Here is a 14667-nt window from a genome sequence, read left to right as displayed (position 1 = left end):
GCGATCTCTTTTTTACTTTTAAAAGCCGGGATCGTGCAAATCGCCTATTGGGGAGATGGTGATACGCCTAGCCTTAGCCTTCTGAAAAGAGCCCGCATATTTAGACACGTAAGCGAATGGGTCTGTTTTGTCGCTATTTCGTTTATCCACATTGGCTTCATGCACAGGAGCCATGAATACTTGACCATTTCCGGTTATATTGACAACCCGCAGCGTTTTTTTGTTGCCGTCCAGCTCCAGCCGAACACAATCATCAATCATTAGCCGCATGATCAGTTTTTTGGGTTTCCCATATGCATCCAGCGCCTGTGCCAGTGTTGGATGCCGTAAGCGGCGAGGCCCCTGTTTGCTGCCCAGTCGTCTGACAATGTCATAAGCTTGAAAAGTGGTAATCACATTTCCTTCCCATTTACCTTGTGCATTCTGCGTGATTTCAATGCAGTGATTGCTGCCGCCGACATAGCCTTTATACGCTAGCGGCTGCCCTTGCGCGTCCACACCATGCCGTAGCTTTTGGGTCGGTTCGATAATTCGGATCAGATTAGTTATTGCCCGCCCCGTGCTGCCATCGGCTTTTGTTTTTTGCCTGATAGAGCCGTCTTTCCGGATGCCGTAAGCCGTTTCTTCCATCATGGGGCCTTCATAACCATGATCCGGCTTGTGACTGACCCATATGCATTGAATGGCGCGCTTCACATGGTCTCTGTAGGTTGCCCAGGGAACAGGCATGTTTTCCACCAGTTTTTCTAGTCCATTCCCGCGCGCATCCGCACTGGCTTGCGCAAATCGTTGCAATAGTCCTTGATCCGTCACGCCAATTACACAAGCATCCACGGCATGGTGGCGGTGGTCATTGCGATTTTTCTCTCCATTGAGACCCAATACGTCATTCAGGCCAAATTTGGCGCGCAGCAGCGCTGTCATTTGTCCAGGAATCACTCTCGTGCCGAATGGACACACCAGCTCCATATATGTTTTGGCGACTCGCGAGAGATAGCGAGTGTCGTTCAGTGCTCGCGCCAGAAAATCCTTGTCTTCTTTCAACCAGCGTTCATAACCATCGCGTGAGAAACGGTAGCGTTTGGCCTTGGGCATTCGCTCGGCGCGTTGCAGAATGCTGTCATATGACCAGCCTTGGCGCTCAAAGTCCTCCCGCGCCTGCCACGGCGTGCGGTTGCCCTTGATGCGGTTGGCCTGTCGCATGGCAACTGTGCGGTTATTCAAGGAGTTGTCCAGCGTTTGCGAAAACGGCAGGATGTGCTCGATTTCCACTTGGTTGGACAGCAGCATCTGCGCACTGATCTGCACGCCACTGTAGGGGCAGCGCCGATCGGCCACGTCAAAGCTCAATTCTTCCCAGAGAATCCATTTCTGCACGTCGGCATGACTCACTCGTTCTTCGGCGCAGCCGTGCATGCTGGCAATTTCGCGGCGAATACGCTCATTGCGCTTCTGGTAATCGGCCTGCCGCTTTTGCTCCTCCTGTCTTTGTTCGCGGCTTTGTTTCAAATCGCGCGCCAGCTCCACCACCACTTCTGTTGGTCTTCCGTAGCGGCGAATCAGCGCATTGACCACCACCCGTAGCTGGTTCAGCCCGATATGCACCGTGGGATTGGCAATCTTTCCATAGCGTTCCTCCTCATTGCGTGGATGCTCCTTGGCAAACGCCACATGGCGTCGCAAGGCTTTGCCGTAATACGGCAGTTGTTTGAAGGCAAAGACAGGTTTGACTTCACCCGTTGAGGCAATCACACGTTCGCCAATCCGCTCCACTTCATCATGGCTGTGTTCAAAATCAAATCCGGAATCCAAATCGCTGTGGTGCGCAAAGCCTGCCGCCTGTACGGCTTGGTCATATGTGCGTGGCACATCTATTCCATTTACTACCTCCGCACCACGCAAGGCAGGAACGATGCGCGCCAGCGCCTTGTAGCTCAGCGAACCGTAGCCTTCAGGTAATCCGGCATTGGCAATGGTCTCGGCTTGCGTGGCATTCACGCCCGTGTTGGCCTGCAGCCAGTTCTGCAGCTTTTCCTCGCTTTGTTCCGAAACCAGTTGCCAGACGATTGCATCTTGCAAAGCTTCGTCAAGCTTCCACCAGTTCTCGCCAAACAGGCCGTCTTTGGACAGAGCCGCGCTCGTTGCATTGCCCTTGAGTTCTTTGCGTTTCTCATCTTCCAGATTGAACTTCACTGTGCTGTTGAGCTTGAGCAGCTTGCGCAGCTGCTCAAACGTGCGTTTGCTATTGCGCTCCAGCGCATCCACCACGGCATCGCGCTGGGCCAATGAAAGTGCTTCCTCATGCAGGTCCGGATGCAGCAGCCGCAAGTGATTGGCTTCTTGCAGAATGCGAAAACGCTGCACGCTGGGCAGTGCCAATGGGGCGCGTTCCTCATCGGGCAGCAAAGTGCAGCGCCCTGGCCTGACAGGGCGCAAATCGCGCTGAAACAGCAAAACATCACGTAATTCGCCACGCGCCTGTTCACTAAACTGCTGCGGATTGAAGGCTGCCTGTGCCGCCCATAGCGCGTCAAATTCCTCTGCAATCATCTGCCGGTCAACGTAGAGGTCGTAGCTCTTTTCAATGCGCGTCTTGCCATTGGCCTGCGCCACTCGGCTTTCGCGGTAGCGGGCGCGCGTGCCCAGGCCTGCTTGCAGGCGCAACCACAGCCATTCGCCCACCGTGCGCGCCTTTCTTTCATGCAACTGCTGGCGCAGGTGGCTAATGGCAGCCTTCAGCGCCCCGCTGTCGTTTTCCTTCTTGTCCGTCTTGCGGTTGCTCTTGAAACCGCGCCGCTGATTGATGTGAAAGAGTGCCCGAGCAAATTCACCCGGCGTTAGCGGCGCATCCAGTCCTTTGGCGCGAAGCTCGTAGGGATTTATGCGTTCCAGCTTTTTGCGTTCAGCCACATCGGCCGGAAAAAAACCATACTCCACCAGCTTGTTCATCATGCGCGCCTTGCGCTTGAGCAGTCGGTCACGGCGGCGGCGCATGGCGCGAGCAGCGCGGCGCGTCACGGCCAGAGAGGAGCCGTCTTTCGGATTGCGCCCGTTGCTGAAGATGCGCACCCCCGCGCGGATGATGGCGTTGGGCTCATGCTGCTCATTGAGCCGCAACACGGCCCAGCCCAGCGAAGTGGATCCCAAATCCAGCGCCAAGCGGTAACGAGTAGACTTTTGTTTCGGCATTCGTTTTCCTTTTAGTGCAATTTGTTTCAAGTAAATCAATTGGTACACGCTAACGAGCGCGTGTGCATCGGTGAAAACCCTGCGCTTTTATTTGCAACAAGTTGCTATACTCTTCGAAGCCCTGATCACTGGGAAATGCGCTCTACCGCTAACAAGCTTTAGATGCACCAAATGGAAAGCCCCGTATACGGGGCTTTCGCTTTTCCAGAAAGCCATTCACCACCTGTTCAAGGTGGACTGCACACCATCTGAAGTTGTCTTCATGCGCTCGTGCAGTCGCAGTGGATTCCAAACAGGCTCCGTCGGCTTGATGGAGCAAATGTCCAGAGGCAAACGCATCCAGTCTTGCGGTGGGCTGTTGCCATGGTCAGCAGGCGGTCTGGACAAGTGGAGCCGGCGCTCAATATCCGTTTGAATAAATCCCTGTTTCTTGTCGCAGAGGGATCGCATTTTTCCTAGGGATTCGAGGCACGGAGCAATTCGGAGTGGCTTCGCTAGCTTTCTCTCTCCTGTGCTTTGTCCGAGAGCTGCGCCGTTCGCCCTTCGCCGCCAGGCCGCGAGCGGGTTCTGCCAGCTTGCAAGCCCGCGTGGCTTTTACCCTCGTGAAAAGAGCGTTCAAGCCTGCCGCGCGAGCCTATCGTCTGAGATCGCTTGTCCGGCGCATAGGGGGCTGCCGGCGCCAGCAGAGAATCATTTAACGATACTTTTGGTTCAAATATGGGTTCACTCGAAGGGAAAAGAATACTTTTTCTTGTAGCCTGTCCACAATCCGCCGCGTTTTGACAGACAAAGAGGAACCCTGATATGAACCCCGCTTCGCAATGCCCCTGGCTTGGTCAATACCCTGAAGGCGTGCCCGCCAGCATTGACGTGGCCGCCTTTCCCACGCTGGCCGCGCTGCTTGAGGCCAGTTTCAGCCAGTTCGCCAGCCGGGCGGCCTTGAGCTACATGGGCCGCGAATACAGCTACGCCGAGCTGGAGCGCCAAAGCCGCGCGCTGGCGGCCTTTTTGCAATCGCGCGGGCTGAAAAAGGGCGACCGCGTGGCGGTGATGATGCCCAACGTGCCCCAGTACGCCGAAACGGTGGCCGCCGTGCTGCGCGCGGGCATGGTGGTGGTGAATGTCAATCCGCTCTACACCCCGCGCGAGCTGGAGCACCAGCTCAATGACTCGGGCGCCCGGGCGCTGGTGGTGATGGAAAACTTTGCCGACACGGTGCAAGCCTGCCTGCCGCAGACCCAGGTGCAAAACGTCATCCTCGCCAGCGTGGGCGAGCGCCTGGGCTGGGTGCGCGGCGCGGTGGTGGACTTTGTGCTGCGCCACGTGCGCAAGGCCGTTCCGGCTTTTCGCCTGCCGGGCGCGGTGCGCTACGCCAAGGCCATCGCCAAGGGGCGCAGACTGCCTTTTCAGGCCCCGCCCGTGCTGCCCGATGACATTGCCGTTTTGCAATACACCGGCGGCACCACGGGCGTGCCCAAGGGCGCGATGCTGCTGCACCGCAACCTGGTGGCCAATGCCCTGCAAGCGCAGGCGTGGTACCAGCCCGTGCTCAAAAACGTGCCTGAAGGCCAGCAAATCATCGGCATCTGCGCCCTGCCGCTCTATCACATCTTCGCCTTCACGGCCAGCCTGATCCTGACGCTGCGCATTGGCGGCAAGACGGTGCTCATTCCCAACCCGCGCGACATGAAGGCCACGCTGCGCGAGCTGGCCCGCCACAAGTTTCACCAGCTCCCGGCGGTCAATACGCTGTTCAACGGCATGCTGCATCACCCGGACTTTGACAAGGTGGACTGGAGCCATTTGAAAGTGGCCGTGGGCGGCGGCTCTTCGGTGCAAAGCGCCGTGGCCCAGCAGTGGCTTCAGCGCACGGGCACGCCCATTTGCGAGGGCTACGGCTTGTCTGAAACCGCGCCGATTGCCTGCTGCAACCCCGTCACCTTGCGCGAATACAGCGGCGCCATCGGCCTGCCCCTGCCCAATACCGACGTGCGCCTGCTCGATGACGAGGGCCGCGAAGTGCCCCAGGGCCAAAGCGGCGAAATCGCCATCAAAGGCCCGCAGGTCATGGCCGGCTACTGGCAGCGCCCCGATGAAACCGCGCTGGCCATGACCGCCGACGGCTATTTCAAAACGGGCGACATCGGCGTGATGGACGAAAAAGGCTACATCCGCATCGTGGACCGCAAGAAAGACATGATTTTGGTCAGCGGCTTCAACGTCTATCCCAATGAAGTGGAAGACGTGATGGCCGCCGTGCCCGGCGTGCTGGAAGCGGCCGTGGTGGGCGTGCCCGACGACAAAACGGGCGAAGCCGTCAAACTCGTTGTCGTGCGCAAGGACGAGAGTCTCACCGAAGAAGCGCTGCGCCAGCACGCCCGCCGCTGTCTGACGGGCTACAAGCGCCCCTCGCGCATCGAATTTCGCGCCAGCCTGCCCAAATCGCCCGTCGGCAAAGTGCTGCGCCGCGAGCTGCGCGAGCCTGCGAAAGCGGGCGAATGACTCTGCCGGCGCAGGCATCTTCTGCCGCGCTGGCAGCGGCAGCCCGGGCCGCCTCGAAGCCGGCGCCGCGTGGCGGGATGGGCGGAATACGCCCATTCGCCCGCCACTTGATTTGCTCCTTTATATGTAGCGTGACGTCCTAGTGCAATTTGCGCAGGCCGGCATTTCTGACCCCCTTGATTTGCTCTTGTTTTGATATTTCCTGGCAGACAAAGCCCGTGCGCCTTGGCGCTGCAACGCGAGCGGCGAGGGGGCGGGCGTACCGTTCAGCAATGCCGTCAGGGGGAAAGCGGCGGGCAAGCGGTTTCCCGGCGGGCCGCGCCCATTCCGTGTGCGCTGGGCGTGCGCTAGCATTGCGCCCCGTTTTTGCCCACCCAGCCTGCCCGTTCATGTCTTCACGCCCTGTTGCCGCCCCTCTTTTTGCCGCTGATGACTGGCCGCGCTACGGCGAGCGGCTGGTGCGCGAGGGCAAGCTGGGCGCGCGCGATCTGGAGCGGGCGCTGGCGGCGCAGCGGGAGATGGGCGGCTCGCTCGACCGCGTGCTGGTGAGCCTGGGGCTGGTGTCTGATGTAGATGCCGCGCGCGCGCTGGCCGATCATCTGGGCGTGCCTTTCGTGACGGGCGATGCCTTTCCGGCCGTGCCGCCGGAGCCGCAAGGGCTGCTGCCGGGCTTTTTGCGCGCGCATCACGTGCTGCCGCTCGCGCAGGACGACGCGGGGCGGCTGCACGTGGCGATGGCCGCGCCGCAAGACGCCTTTGTGTGCAAGGCGCTGCGCCTGAGCACGGGGCTGGAGGTGCTGCCCGCCGTGGGGCTGGCCGCCGAGATCGACAAGGCGCTGGAGCGCCTGTTCGAGGAGCCTTCCGCCGAGGCCGAGGGGCTGGAATCGGGCTTTGGCCCTCTGGGCGAGGGCGAGGCGGGTGATTTCGTGGAGCACCTGCGCGATCTGGCCAGTGAAGCGCCCGTCATCCGCCTGGTGAACAACATCATTGGCCGCGTGATCGAGCTGCGCGCCTCTGACATTCACCTGGAGCCGTTTGACGACGGCCTGCACGTGCGCTACCGCGTGGACGGCGTGCTGCTGCCCGGCGAAATCGTGCCGCCGCAGCAGGGCGCGGCGGTGAGTTCGCGCGTGAAGCTGCTGGCGCATCTGGACATTGCCGAGCGCCGCCTGCCGCAAGACGGGCGCATCAAAACGCGCGTGAAGGGCCGCGAGCTGGACTTGCGCGTGTCCACCGTGCCCACGGTGTATGGCGAAAGCGTGGTGATGCGCGTGCTCGACCGCGCCAGCGTGCGCTTCAGCCTGGAAGACATGGGCTTTGAAAAAGACACGCTGGAGCGCTTCAACCAGCTCATCGCCCGCCCGCACGGCATTTTGCTGGTGACCGGCCCCACGGGTTCGGGCAAGACGACCACGCTCTACGCGGCGCTGGCCAAGCTGGACGCGGCCACGCAAAAAATCATCACCGTGGAAGACCCCGTGGAGTACCAGCTGGAGGGCATCAACCAGATTCAGGTGCACGCGCAAATCAACCTCACCTTCGCCAGCGCGCTGCGCTCCATCCTGCGGCAAGACCCCGACATCATCATGATTGGCGAAATGCGCGATGGCGAGACGGCGCAGATTGCCGTGCAGTCCTCGCTCACCGGCCACCTGGTGCTTTCCACCCTGCACACCAACACCGCCGCCAGCGCCGTGGTGCGCATGCAGGACATGGGCGTGGAGCGCTACCTGATCACTTCCACCGTCAATGGCGTGCTGGCCCAGCGCCTGGTGCGGCGCCTGTGCGGGCACTGCAAGGCGGCCTTGCAGCCCGCGCCCGCGCTGCTGCAAAGCTCCGGGCTGGGGCGCTTTCTGCCCGAGGGCGCGCCCATTTACAAGGCCGTGGGCTGCGAGCGCTGCCGGGGCACGGGTTACAAGGGCCGCACGGGCATACACGAGCTGATGGTGGTGGATGACGCGCTGCGCGCCGCCATCTTGCAAGGCCAGGACGCCGCCAGCCTTCAGCATCTGGCCGTGCAGCGCGGCATGCACACGCTCTATGACGACGGCCTGCGCAAAGTGGCCGCCGGCCTGACCAGCCTGGATGAAGTGCTGCGCGTCACGCAAGACAGCCAGGAAGGCGCAGATGCCTGAATTTCTCTGGCGCGCCGCCCATGCCGACGGCCAGGCCGCCGAAGGCCGCACCGAAGCCGCCGCTGAAGCCGATGTGCTGCGCCAGCTGCGCGAGCGGGGGCTGACGCCCATACGCGTGCAGCCAGCCGGCCAGGCCGAAGGCGCGGCGCTGGCCGGCCCGCGCCCGCGCGCCGCGCGCGGCCCCGTCAAGCCTGCCGACGTGCTCTCGCTCACCAGCGAGCTGGCCATCATGCTGCGCGCCGGGCTGGCGCTCGATGCCGCGCTGCGCGTGCTCATCGACATGAGCCACAAGCCCAGCGTGCGCGCCATGCTGGAAAAAGTGCTGGAAGACGTGAAAGGCGGCGCGCCCTTCAGCCGCGCGCTGGCCGCGCACCAGGCGCACTTTGGCGACTTCTACATCAACATGATCCGCTCGGGCGAAGTCAGCGGCCAGATGCCGCAGGTGCTTGACCGCCTGGCCGGGCACATGCAGCGCCTGCGCGCGCTGCGCGAAAGCGTGGTGTCGGCCACGCTCTATCCGGCCATCTTGCTGGGCGTGGCCGTGCTGTCGCTGGTGGGCATGCTGGGCTTTGTGGTGCCGCAGTTTGAAAAGCTGTTCAAAGGCATGGGCGACGCGCTGCCCATGCCCACGCGCGTGGTCATGCTGCTGGGGCAGGGCTTTCGCCACTACGGGCTGGCGCTGGGGCTGGGCGCGGCGGCGCTGGGCTGGCTGGCCTGGCGCTGGCTGCGCACGCCGGCGGGGCGGCAGTGGTGGCAGGCGCGCCTGATTGCGCTGCCGGTGCTGGGCCCCATCGTGCGCAAATACCAGCTCACGCTCTTTGCCCGCTCGCTGGGCACGCTGCTGGACAACGGCGTGCCGCTGCTGGCGGCGCTGCACATCTCGGTAGAAACCGTCACCCATCAGGCCCTGCGGCAGGCGCTGGCCAAAATGGCCCCGCTCGTCAAGGAAGGCTCGCGCATCGTGCCTGCCATGCGCGCCACCGGCGTTTTCGAGCCGCTGGCCATCAACCTGGTGCGCGTGGGCGAAGAAACAGGCCGCGTCGGCGCCATGATGAACGAGCTGGCGGCCATTCTTGACCGCGACGTGGAAACCGGCATCAAGCGCGGGCTGACGCTGCTCGAACCCGCCCTCATTCTCGTGCTGGGTCTCTTGATTGCGGCCATCATCGTCTCCATCCTGCTGGGCATCATCTCCGTCAATGACCTGGTGAAGTAAACCCCTCTACAGAAAGGAAAACCCATGCGTTTCATGCGCCTGCAACCCACGCCCGCCCGCGCCCGCGCGCATGCCCAGGCGGGCTTCACGCTCATTGAGCTGCTGGTGGTCATCGCCATCCTGGCCCTGCTGGCCGGGCTGGTCGGCCCGGCAGTCATGGAGCGCTTTGGCGGCGCCAAAACCAAAACCGCCAAGCTTCAAATCGAGGAAATCGCCAAGTCGCTGGACATCTACAAGCTCGACACGGGCCGCTACCCCACCACGGCAGAAGGCCTGGCTGCGCTGGACAAGAAACCCGGCTCCGTCAGCGGCTGGAACGGCCCCTACATGAAAGGCGGCGTGCCCACCGACCCCTGGGGCAACCCCTACCGCTACGCCAACCCCGGCCCCGGCGGCGGCCTTGAAATCGCCTCCTACGGCGCAGACAACGCGCCCGGCGGCGAAGGCGAAAACGCCGACGTGAGCAATGGCCGCTGAACGGGCGGGCCGCAGTCCGGCCCGCCGCGCGCCAGCTCTCTTTCCTTCTTTATTTGCTTCTTTTCCAATAGCAAGAAGTCCCCGTTCTGATTGCGCCAAACGCTTTTTGCGGGGGCTGGATTTGCTCCTTGTCCAGGAGTAAATGGCTTCAGTCCGCCGCTTTCCGCATGCCCTCGCTTCGCTTCGCCCCGCGCGCGCCACACCGCTTCAACGGCTTCACCCTGGTGGAGCTGATGGTGGTGTTTGCCATTTTGGCGCTGGTGATGGCGCTGGCGCCCGCTTCGCTGGGGCGCATGTACGAGACGGCGCAATACCGCAGCGCGGTGCGCGGCATCGTCACTGAAATGCGCGCGGCGCGCCAGCGGGCGCAAAGCGAAGGCGTGGAGGCGCGCTTTACGGTGAACCTGCGCGAGCGCACTTACGGCATGGAAGGCGGCGAGCGCCACGCCGTGCCCGATTCGCTGCAACTGCGCGCCGTGGCGGCGCGGCAGGAAACAAGCGCTGACGGGCAGGAAATGGGCATCCGCTTTCTGCCGCGCGGCGGCGCCACGGGCGGCAGCGTGGATCTCATCCGCCCCTCCGGCAGCGGTGTGCGCCTGCGGGTGGACTGGTTTTCTGGCCGCGTGGAGCAGGAGCCAGCCAGCGGCGAGGCGGCGGGAGCGACGCCATGAACGCCGCCGCTGCGCCTCAAAAGAAGGAGCAAGTCAAGCGCCCCGAAAAAGGCGTTTGCCGCAATGAATACGGGGACTCCCTGCTATTGAACAAGGAGCGGAATATCGCCCTGAATGCCGCCCTGCAAGGCGGCTTTTCGCTGCTGGAAGTGCTGGTGGCCTTTGCCATCATGTCGCTGTCCATCGGGCTGCTTTATCAGGCGATGGGCAGCAGCGCGCGGCAAACGGCGGATGTGACGGCGCGCGAGCGGGCGGCGCTGCTGGCCGAGTCGCTGCTGGCGCTGCACGAGACGGTGCCCGCGCAAGGGCTGGCCGAAGGGGGCGAATCGGCAGGCATGGCCTGGCAATTGCGCAGCGCGCCCTTTGCTACGCCCGTCTCGTCGGCCAACCCTGCCGCGCCGCTGCTGCACGAGCTGCGCATTACCGTGCGCTGGGGCGACGACCCGCCGCGCGAGATGACGCTGCAAACCTTGCGCCCCGAGCAGCGCCCGCAACCCGGAGGGCTGATGCGATGACGCGCCAGCGCGGCTTTACCCTGATGGAAGTGCTCATCGCCATGGCGCTGCTTTCGCTGCTGATGCTGGCGCTGGGTTCGACCCTGTACTCCGCCGCGCAAACCGAAGAGCGGGTGGACGCGCGCGTGCAGTCCGCCGAAGACTTGCGCCTGGCCGCGCGCTTTTTGCAGGAGGCGCTCTCGCAAGCCTCGCTGCGCCCCGTGCGGCAGGGCAACGAGCGGTTGCGGCCCTTTTTCAGCGGACAGGAGCAAGCCGTGGAATGGGTGGGCGTGATGCCCGCGCGCTACGGCCTGGGCGGGCGGCACTTCATGCGCCTGGCGCTGGAGCGCGATGTGAACGGGCAGGGCCGCCTGGTGCTGCGCTACGCCCCGTGGAGCGATGAGCCGGGCGGCATTGACTGGGCGCGCGCGCCGTGGCAGGCGCTGGCGCAGCCGGTCACGGGCCTGTCCATCCGCTACCGGCACCCCTTGAGCGGCGAATGGGTGGGCGACTGGGCCGCCGCCGGACGGCGCGCGCGCATTCCGTCCGCCGTGGCGCTTGACATTCGCGGGCCGCAGCCGCCCTGGCCGCTGCTCATCGTGCCCATGCGCGCGCCGCTGGCCTCGGATACCGACGCGCGCAGCGAGGGGTTCGGGCCATGAAGATCCAGACAGGCGCAGGCCGGGCCGCAGCGGCGGCGGGCGGGCTTTTTCATATCAGGAACAGGAGCAAATTCAGGGGGGGTAAAAGCGGCTTTTGCGCTTTCTGCACTAGGACCTCATGCTATGGATCTGGTAGCGCCAAAAGCGGCCGGAACAAGGGCCTGGCCCTGATCATGGTGCTGTGGATCGTGGCCGCGCTCAGCCTGCTGGTGGTGGGCATGAGCCAGACGGTGCGCGGGCAAGTCAGGGCCGCGCAGGCCGTTTCGGAGCAAGTGGCCGCGCAGGCGCTGGCCGAAGGCGCCATCGCGCTGGCCTTGCAGCAGCTCAAGGCCGAAAGTGCGCGGCCGGAAGGCATGGCCGCCACGCGCGTGAACTACGGCGGCGTGGAGATGCAAGTGCTGGTGCAGCCCCTGAGCGGCCTGATTTCGCTGAACGCCGCCCAGCCGCCCCTGCTCTCGGCCCTGCTGCAAGTGGCTGGCGGCGTGCCCGAAAAGCAGGCCGACCAGCTGGCGCACGCCATCGACACCTGGCGCGCCGGCGGCACGGGCGACGCCACACGGCGCGTGCCCCGCCGCCAGTTCGAATCGGCGGATGACCTGCTGCTCGTGCCCGGCATGGATTACGCCACCTACAGCCGCATCCGCCCGCTGGTCACGGCAGACACCTACCAGCACACCAACGTGAACCCGCTGGCCGCGCCCCTGCCGGTGCTGCTCGTGCTGGCGCGCGGCAACGCCGCCGTGGCCCAGCGCATTGCCAGCCGCCGCGACGCAGGCGAGGCGGGCGTGGACACCACGGGGCTGGACCCGGCGCTCACCGGCGCGGGCTTTTCACAATTTTTCAGAGTCACAGCCCGCGTGCCGCTGGATGCGGGCAGAATATTCAGCCTCGCGCACGACGTAACGCTATCTGCTTATTCATCTTCCATTGCGCCCTGGCGCACCTTGCGGACGCAGGGGCAGGTTTTGCCCGCAGGAAGCTAGCTTCCGTTCGCTCCGCTCCCTCTTCCCTTTCACATGGCATTGGCACCTTCCAGCGATCCGCGCCTGTTCGGCATTGACCTTGGCCAGTGGCTGCGTCAGTGGCAGTCTGCCGCTGCGCTGCTGCTGGCGCACCCGGCGCTGGGCGCGCTCACGCCCGCCGTGCGCGTGCGATTGCACCAGGCCAGCGGCCAGCGCACGCTCTGGAGCGTCAAAAACGGCGAGGCCGAGCCGCTGCCCGCCAGCGCGGGCGCGCCGCAGGCCGAAGCCATCGAACTGCCGCGAGAAGAGGCGCTGGAGCGCACCCTCACCCTGCCCGCCCTGCCGCAGGCCGATCTGGCCGAAGCCGTGCAGCTGGAAGTGCAGGCCATCACCCCCTTCAAGCCCGAGCAGACCGTGGCGGGCTACCGCAGCGCGCCTCTGGGCGATGGCCGCGTCCGCGTTGATTTGGCGCTGACTTCGCGCCAGCGCCTGGACGCGCTGCTGCTGCAACACGCCCGTGTGAGCCGCCCCGAAGTGTGGGTGCTGCCCGCCGGCGGCCACGCGGTCAGCGCGGCGGGTGGTGCGCAGCGCCCCATTTGCATGCCGTCTGATGGCGCGCGCGTGCGGAAGGCCCTGACCGCCCGGGGCCGCCGCCTGCGGCTGGCGCTGCTGGCCCTGGCGTTGCTGCTGCTGCTGGCGCTGGCCGTCACGCCCACGCTGCAACTGCGCCAGCGCGCCATTGCGGCGCAAAGCGCCTATGCCGCCATGAGCGCCCAGGCCGCCCCCCAGATGGCCGCGCGCGAAGCCCTGCAACAGCAGGCCGACCGGCTGGCCCAGCTGCAGCAAGCCACAGGCCCCCAGCTGCGCCTCGTGCCCGCGCTGGCCCTGCTGGCCGAGGCCATGCCCTCCAGCGCCTGGATCAGCAACTTGCGCACCGAGGGCGAAAAAGTGTTCATCAGCGGCTTTGCCGAAGATGCCGCCGCCCTCGTGCAGCGCCTCAGCCGGCAAGACGGCATCCACAGCGCCCGCCTGTCATCGCCCGCCATCCGCAACGCCAACGCCAAGCAGGAAAGCTTCACCATTGAAGTGGAGTTCGCCCCTGCTTTGCAACGCCTCTCGCCCGCAGGCGGGGAGGCCGCGCCATGAACGCCGTCCGCAACCCCGAGCGCATCTGGCTGGCCCTGCTGGCCGCCGCGCTGCTGGCCTGCCTGGCGCTGGGCGCGTTCAAGGTGTATGACAAGCACCGCTGGGCTGCCTTGCGCCTGGCCGAAATCGAGCCGCGCTACGCCCGCCTGGCGGGCCTGCAAGCCAGCGCGCCGCAGCTGGACGAGCTGGCGCAGCAGCTGCGTGAGCGCATGGCGCAATACGCCTATCCGGCGGGAGACGACCCCTCCTACGCTGGCAACGGCGCCTTGCAGCGCGTGCGCGAGCTGGCCGCCGCCGCCGGCTTGAGCGTGACCAGCAGCCAGGCGCTGGCCGCGCAGGAAAAAGAAGGCTTCTACCGCGTGGGGCTGAACCTGCGCCTGGAAGGCGAATGGGCGTCCATGGCGAAGCTGCTGCAATCCATCGCCGCCCTGCGCCCGGCCGTCTATGCCGAAAGCGTGCAGATCAACAGCCTGGCGGGCCACATGCCCGAAGGGCCGCAGACGGTGGCCGTCATGCTCAACCTCTTTGTCTTGCAGGAGCGTCCGTAAGCGCGCCTTTTTCGCGCCACTTCAGCATCATTTCCTGCGCCATTGCACATGCTTCGCCCGTCCCGCCCCTTTCCCTTTGTTGCTGCCATGCTGTGCGCATGCGCCGCGCTGCTGGCGGCGCTCGCCTGGCTCTGGCTGGGCGCTGGCGCGCGCGCCTGGCAGCCGCCCCCGGCGCAGCCCCCGCAGTTCGACGGCCTGCTGGCCGCCGCGCCGCCGCTGGAGGCGCCTGCCCGCGCCGCGCCTGCCGTGCTGCTGGAGCGCCCCCCCTTTCACAGCAGCCGCCGCCCGCCGCCCGTGGCCGCCGCGCCAAGCCAGGCCAAGCCCGCCGTGGCGCTGGACAAGGTGCGCTTTTACGGCATCGTCACCGGCCCGGCGCTTACCACCGTGATGGCCGAGGTGGAGGAGCAGCCCCGCGCCCTGCGCGTGGGCGACCGCATCGGCGAATGGGAGCTGGCGGCAGTCAAAGGCCGCAGCATCACTTTCAGCAAAGGCGGCGAGCGCCATGTGATTGAACTTCCATACGTTCACACTGCGCCAGCTTCGCCCGCCGGAGCCGCTGACGCGCCGCCTCTGCCCGCTGGCATGCCCGTCCGCCCGCCGCAGGGCCGTCCGGCCCAGGGCATGCCGCCGCCTTCTTCTTTTAGACCGCAGTTTTGAGTTGCGAC

At 64.8% G+C, this 14667-nt stretch carries 12 protein-coding genes; 11 read left to right on the top strand and 1 reads right to left on the bottom strand.

The genetic code is table 11. From position 1 onward, the window contains the following. Positions 1-18: 18 nt before the first annotated feature. Positions 19-3189 (bottom strand): type II CRISPR RNA-guided endonuclease Cas9, encoded by a 3171-nt coding sequence (gene cas9, locus QB898_RS04485; RefSeq protein WP_279523970.1) that lies wholly within the window; start codon positions 3187-3189, stop codon positions 19-21. Between the two features lie 804 nt (positions 3190-3993). Between cas9 and QB898_RS04480 the strand changes: the two genes are divergently transcribed. The 11 genes from QB898_RS04480 to QB898_RS04430 all read left to right on the top strand — a co-directional run bounded on the left by QB898_RS04480 (position 3994) and on the right by QB898_RS04430 (position 14659). Next, the gene (locus QB898_RS04480; protein WP_279523969.1) at positions 3994-5691 is read left to right on the top strand and encodes a long-chain-fatty-acid--CoA ligase; all 1698 of its coding nucleotides are present in this window, start codon (positions 3994-3996) and stop codon (positions 5689-5691) included. 389 nt (positions 5692-6080) lie between these two features. Next, positions 6081-7826: a type II secretion system ATPase GspE gene (gene gspE, locus QB898_RS04475; protein ID WP_279523968.1), complete on the top strand. Its 1746-nt coding sequence runs from the start codon at positions 6081-6083 to the stop codon at positions 7824-7826. Next, complete coding sequence (locus QB898_RS04470) at positions 7819-9042, top strand: type II secretion system F family protein (protein WP_050715028.1); 1224 nt, start codon at positions 7819-7821, stop codon at positions 9040-9042. The genes gspE and QB898_RS04470 overlap by 8 nt, the downstream gene beginning before the upstream one ends. A gap of 24 nt (positions 9043-9066) precedes the next feature. Then, positions 9067-9519 (top strand): type II secretion system major pseudopilin GspG, encoded by a 453-nt coding sequence (gspG, locus tag QB898_RS04465; protein ID WP_279523967.1) that lies wholly within the window; start codon positions 9067-9069, stop codon positions 9517-9519. 167 nt (positions 9520-9686) lie between these two features. After that, positions 9687-10190, top strand: coding sequence for a GspH/FimT family pseudopilin (locus QB898_RS04460; RefSeq protein ID WP_279523966.1), 504 nt, complete (start codon positions 9687-9689; stop codon positions 10188-10190). After that, positions 10187-10705 carry a type IV pilus modification PilV family protein gene (locus tag QB898_RS04455; protein WP_279523964.1) on the top strand — a complete coding sequence of 173 codons (519 nt, stop codon included), beginning with the start codon at positions 10187-10189 and terminating at the stop codon, positions 10703-10705. The genes QB898_RS04460 and QB898_RS04455 overlap by 4 nt, the downstream gene beginning before the upstream one ends. Next, entirely contained in the window at positions 10702-11346 is a 645-nt protein-coding gene (locus QB898_RS04450) for a type II secretion system protein GspJ (RefSeq protein WP_279523963.1), read from the top strand. The genes QB898_RS04455 and QB898_RS04450 overlap by 4 nt, the downstream gene beginning before the upstream one ends. A gap of 173 nt (positions 11347-11519) precedes the next feature. Next, on the top strand, positions 11520-12329 hold the full coding sequence (locus QB898_RS04445; RefSeq protein WP_279523962.1) for a type II secretion system minor pseudopilin: 810 nt from the start codon (positions 11520-11522) through the stop codon (positions 12327-12329). Between the two features lie 33 nt (positions 12330-12362). Further along, a complete protein-coding gene (locus QB898_RS04440; protein WP_279523961.1) occupies positions 12363-13454 on the top strand; it encodes a PilN domain-containing protein in 1092 nt (363 codons plus the stop codon). Then, positions 13451-14002 (top strand): type II secretion system protein GspM, encoded by a 552-nt coding sequence (gene gspM / locus QB898_RS04435; protein ID WP_279523960.1) that lies wholly within the window; start codon positions 13451-13453, stop codon positions 14000-14002. The genes QB898_RS04440 and gspM overlap by 4 nt, the downstream gene beginning before the upstream one ends. 87 nt (positions 14003-14089) lie before the next feature. Beyond that, complete coding sequence (locus QB898_RS04430) at positions 14090-14659, top strand: hypothetical protein (RefSeq protein ID WP_279523959.1); 570 nt, start codon at positions 14090-14092, stop codon at positions 14657-14659. Positions 14660-14667 lie beyond the last annotated feature (8 nt).

It is taken from the genome of Ottowia cancrivicina (genome assembly GCF_029813755.1).
Lineage (GTDB): Bacteria > Pseudomonadota > Gammaproteobacteria > Burkholderiales > Burkholderiaceae_C > Ottowia > Ottowia massiliensis.
This window is presented reverse-complemented; position numbering and strand designations above follow the sequence as displayed.

Coding starts and splice junctions, on each gene's coding strand:
- cas9 (WP_279523970.1), bottom strand. CDS start 3,189: ATGCCGAAACAAAAGTCTACTCGTTACCGCTTGGCGCTGGATTTGGGA.
- QB898_RS04480 (WP_279523969.1), top strand. CDS start 3,994: ATGAACCCCGCTTCGCAATGCCCCTGGCTTGGTCAATACCCTGAAGGC.
- gspE (WP_279523968.1), top strand. CDS start 6,081: ATGTCTTCACGCCCTGTTGCCGCCCCTCTTTTTGCCGCTGATGACTGG.
- QB898_RS04470 (WP_050715028.1), top strand. CDS start 7,819: ATGCCTGAATTTCTCTGGCGCGCCGCCCATGCCGACGGCCAGGCCGCC.
- gspG (WP_279523967.1), top strand. CDS start 9,067: ATGCGTTTCATGCGCCTGCAACCCACGCCCGCCCGCGCCCGCGCGCAT.
- QB898_RS04460 (WP_279523966.1), top strand. CDS start 9,687: ATGCCCTCGCTTCGCTTCGCCCCGCGCGCGCCACACCGCTTCAACGGC.
- QB898_RS04455 (WP_279523964.1), top strand. CDS start 10,187: ATGAACGCCGCCGCTGCGCCTCAAAAGAAGGAGCAAGTCAAGCGCCCC.
- QB898_RS04450 (WP_279523963.1), top strand. CDS start 10,702: ATGACGCGCCAGCGCGGCTTTACCCTGATGGAAGTGCTCATCGCCATG.
- QB898_RS04445 (WP_279523962.1), top strand. CDS start 11,520: ATGGTGCTGTGGATCGTGGCCGCGCTCAGCCTGCTGGTGGTGGGCATG.
- QB898_RS04440 (WP_279523961.1), top strand. CDS start 12,363: ATGGCATTGGCACCTTCCAGCGATCCGCGCCTGTTCGGCATTGACCTT.
- gspM (WP_279523960.1), top strand. CDS start 13,451: ATGAACGCCGTCCGCAACCCCGAGCGCATCTGGCTGGCCCTGCTGGCC.
- QB898_RS04430 (WP_279523959.1), top strand. CDS start 14,090: ATGCTGTGCGCATGCGCCGCGCTGCTGGCGGCGCTCGCCTGGCTCTGG.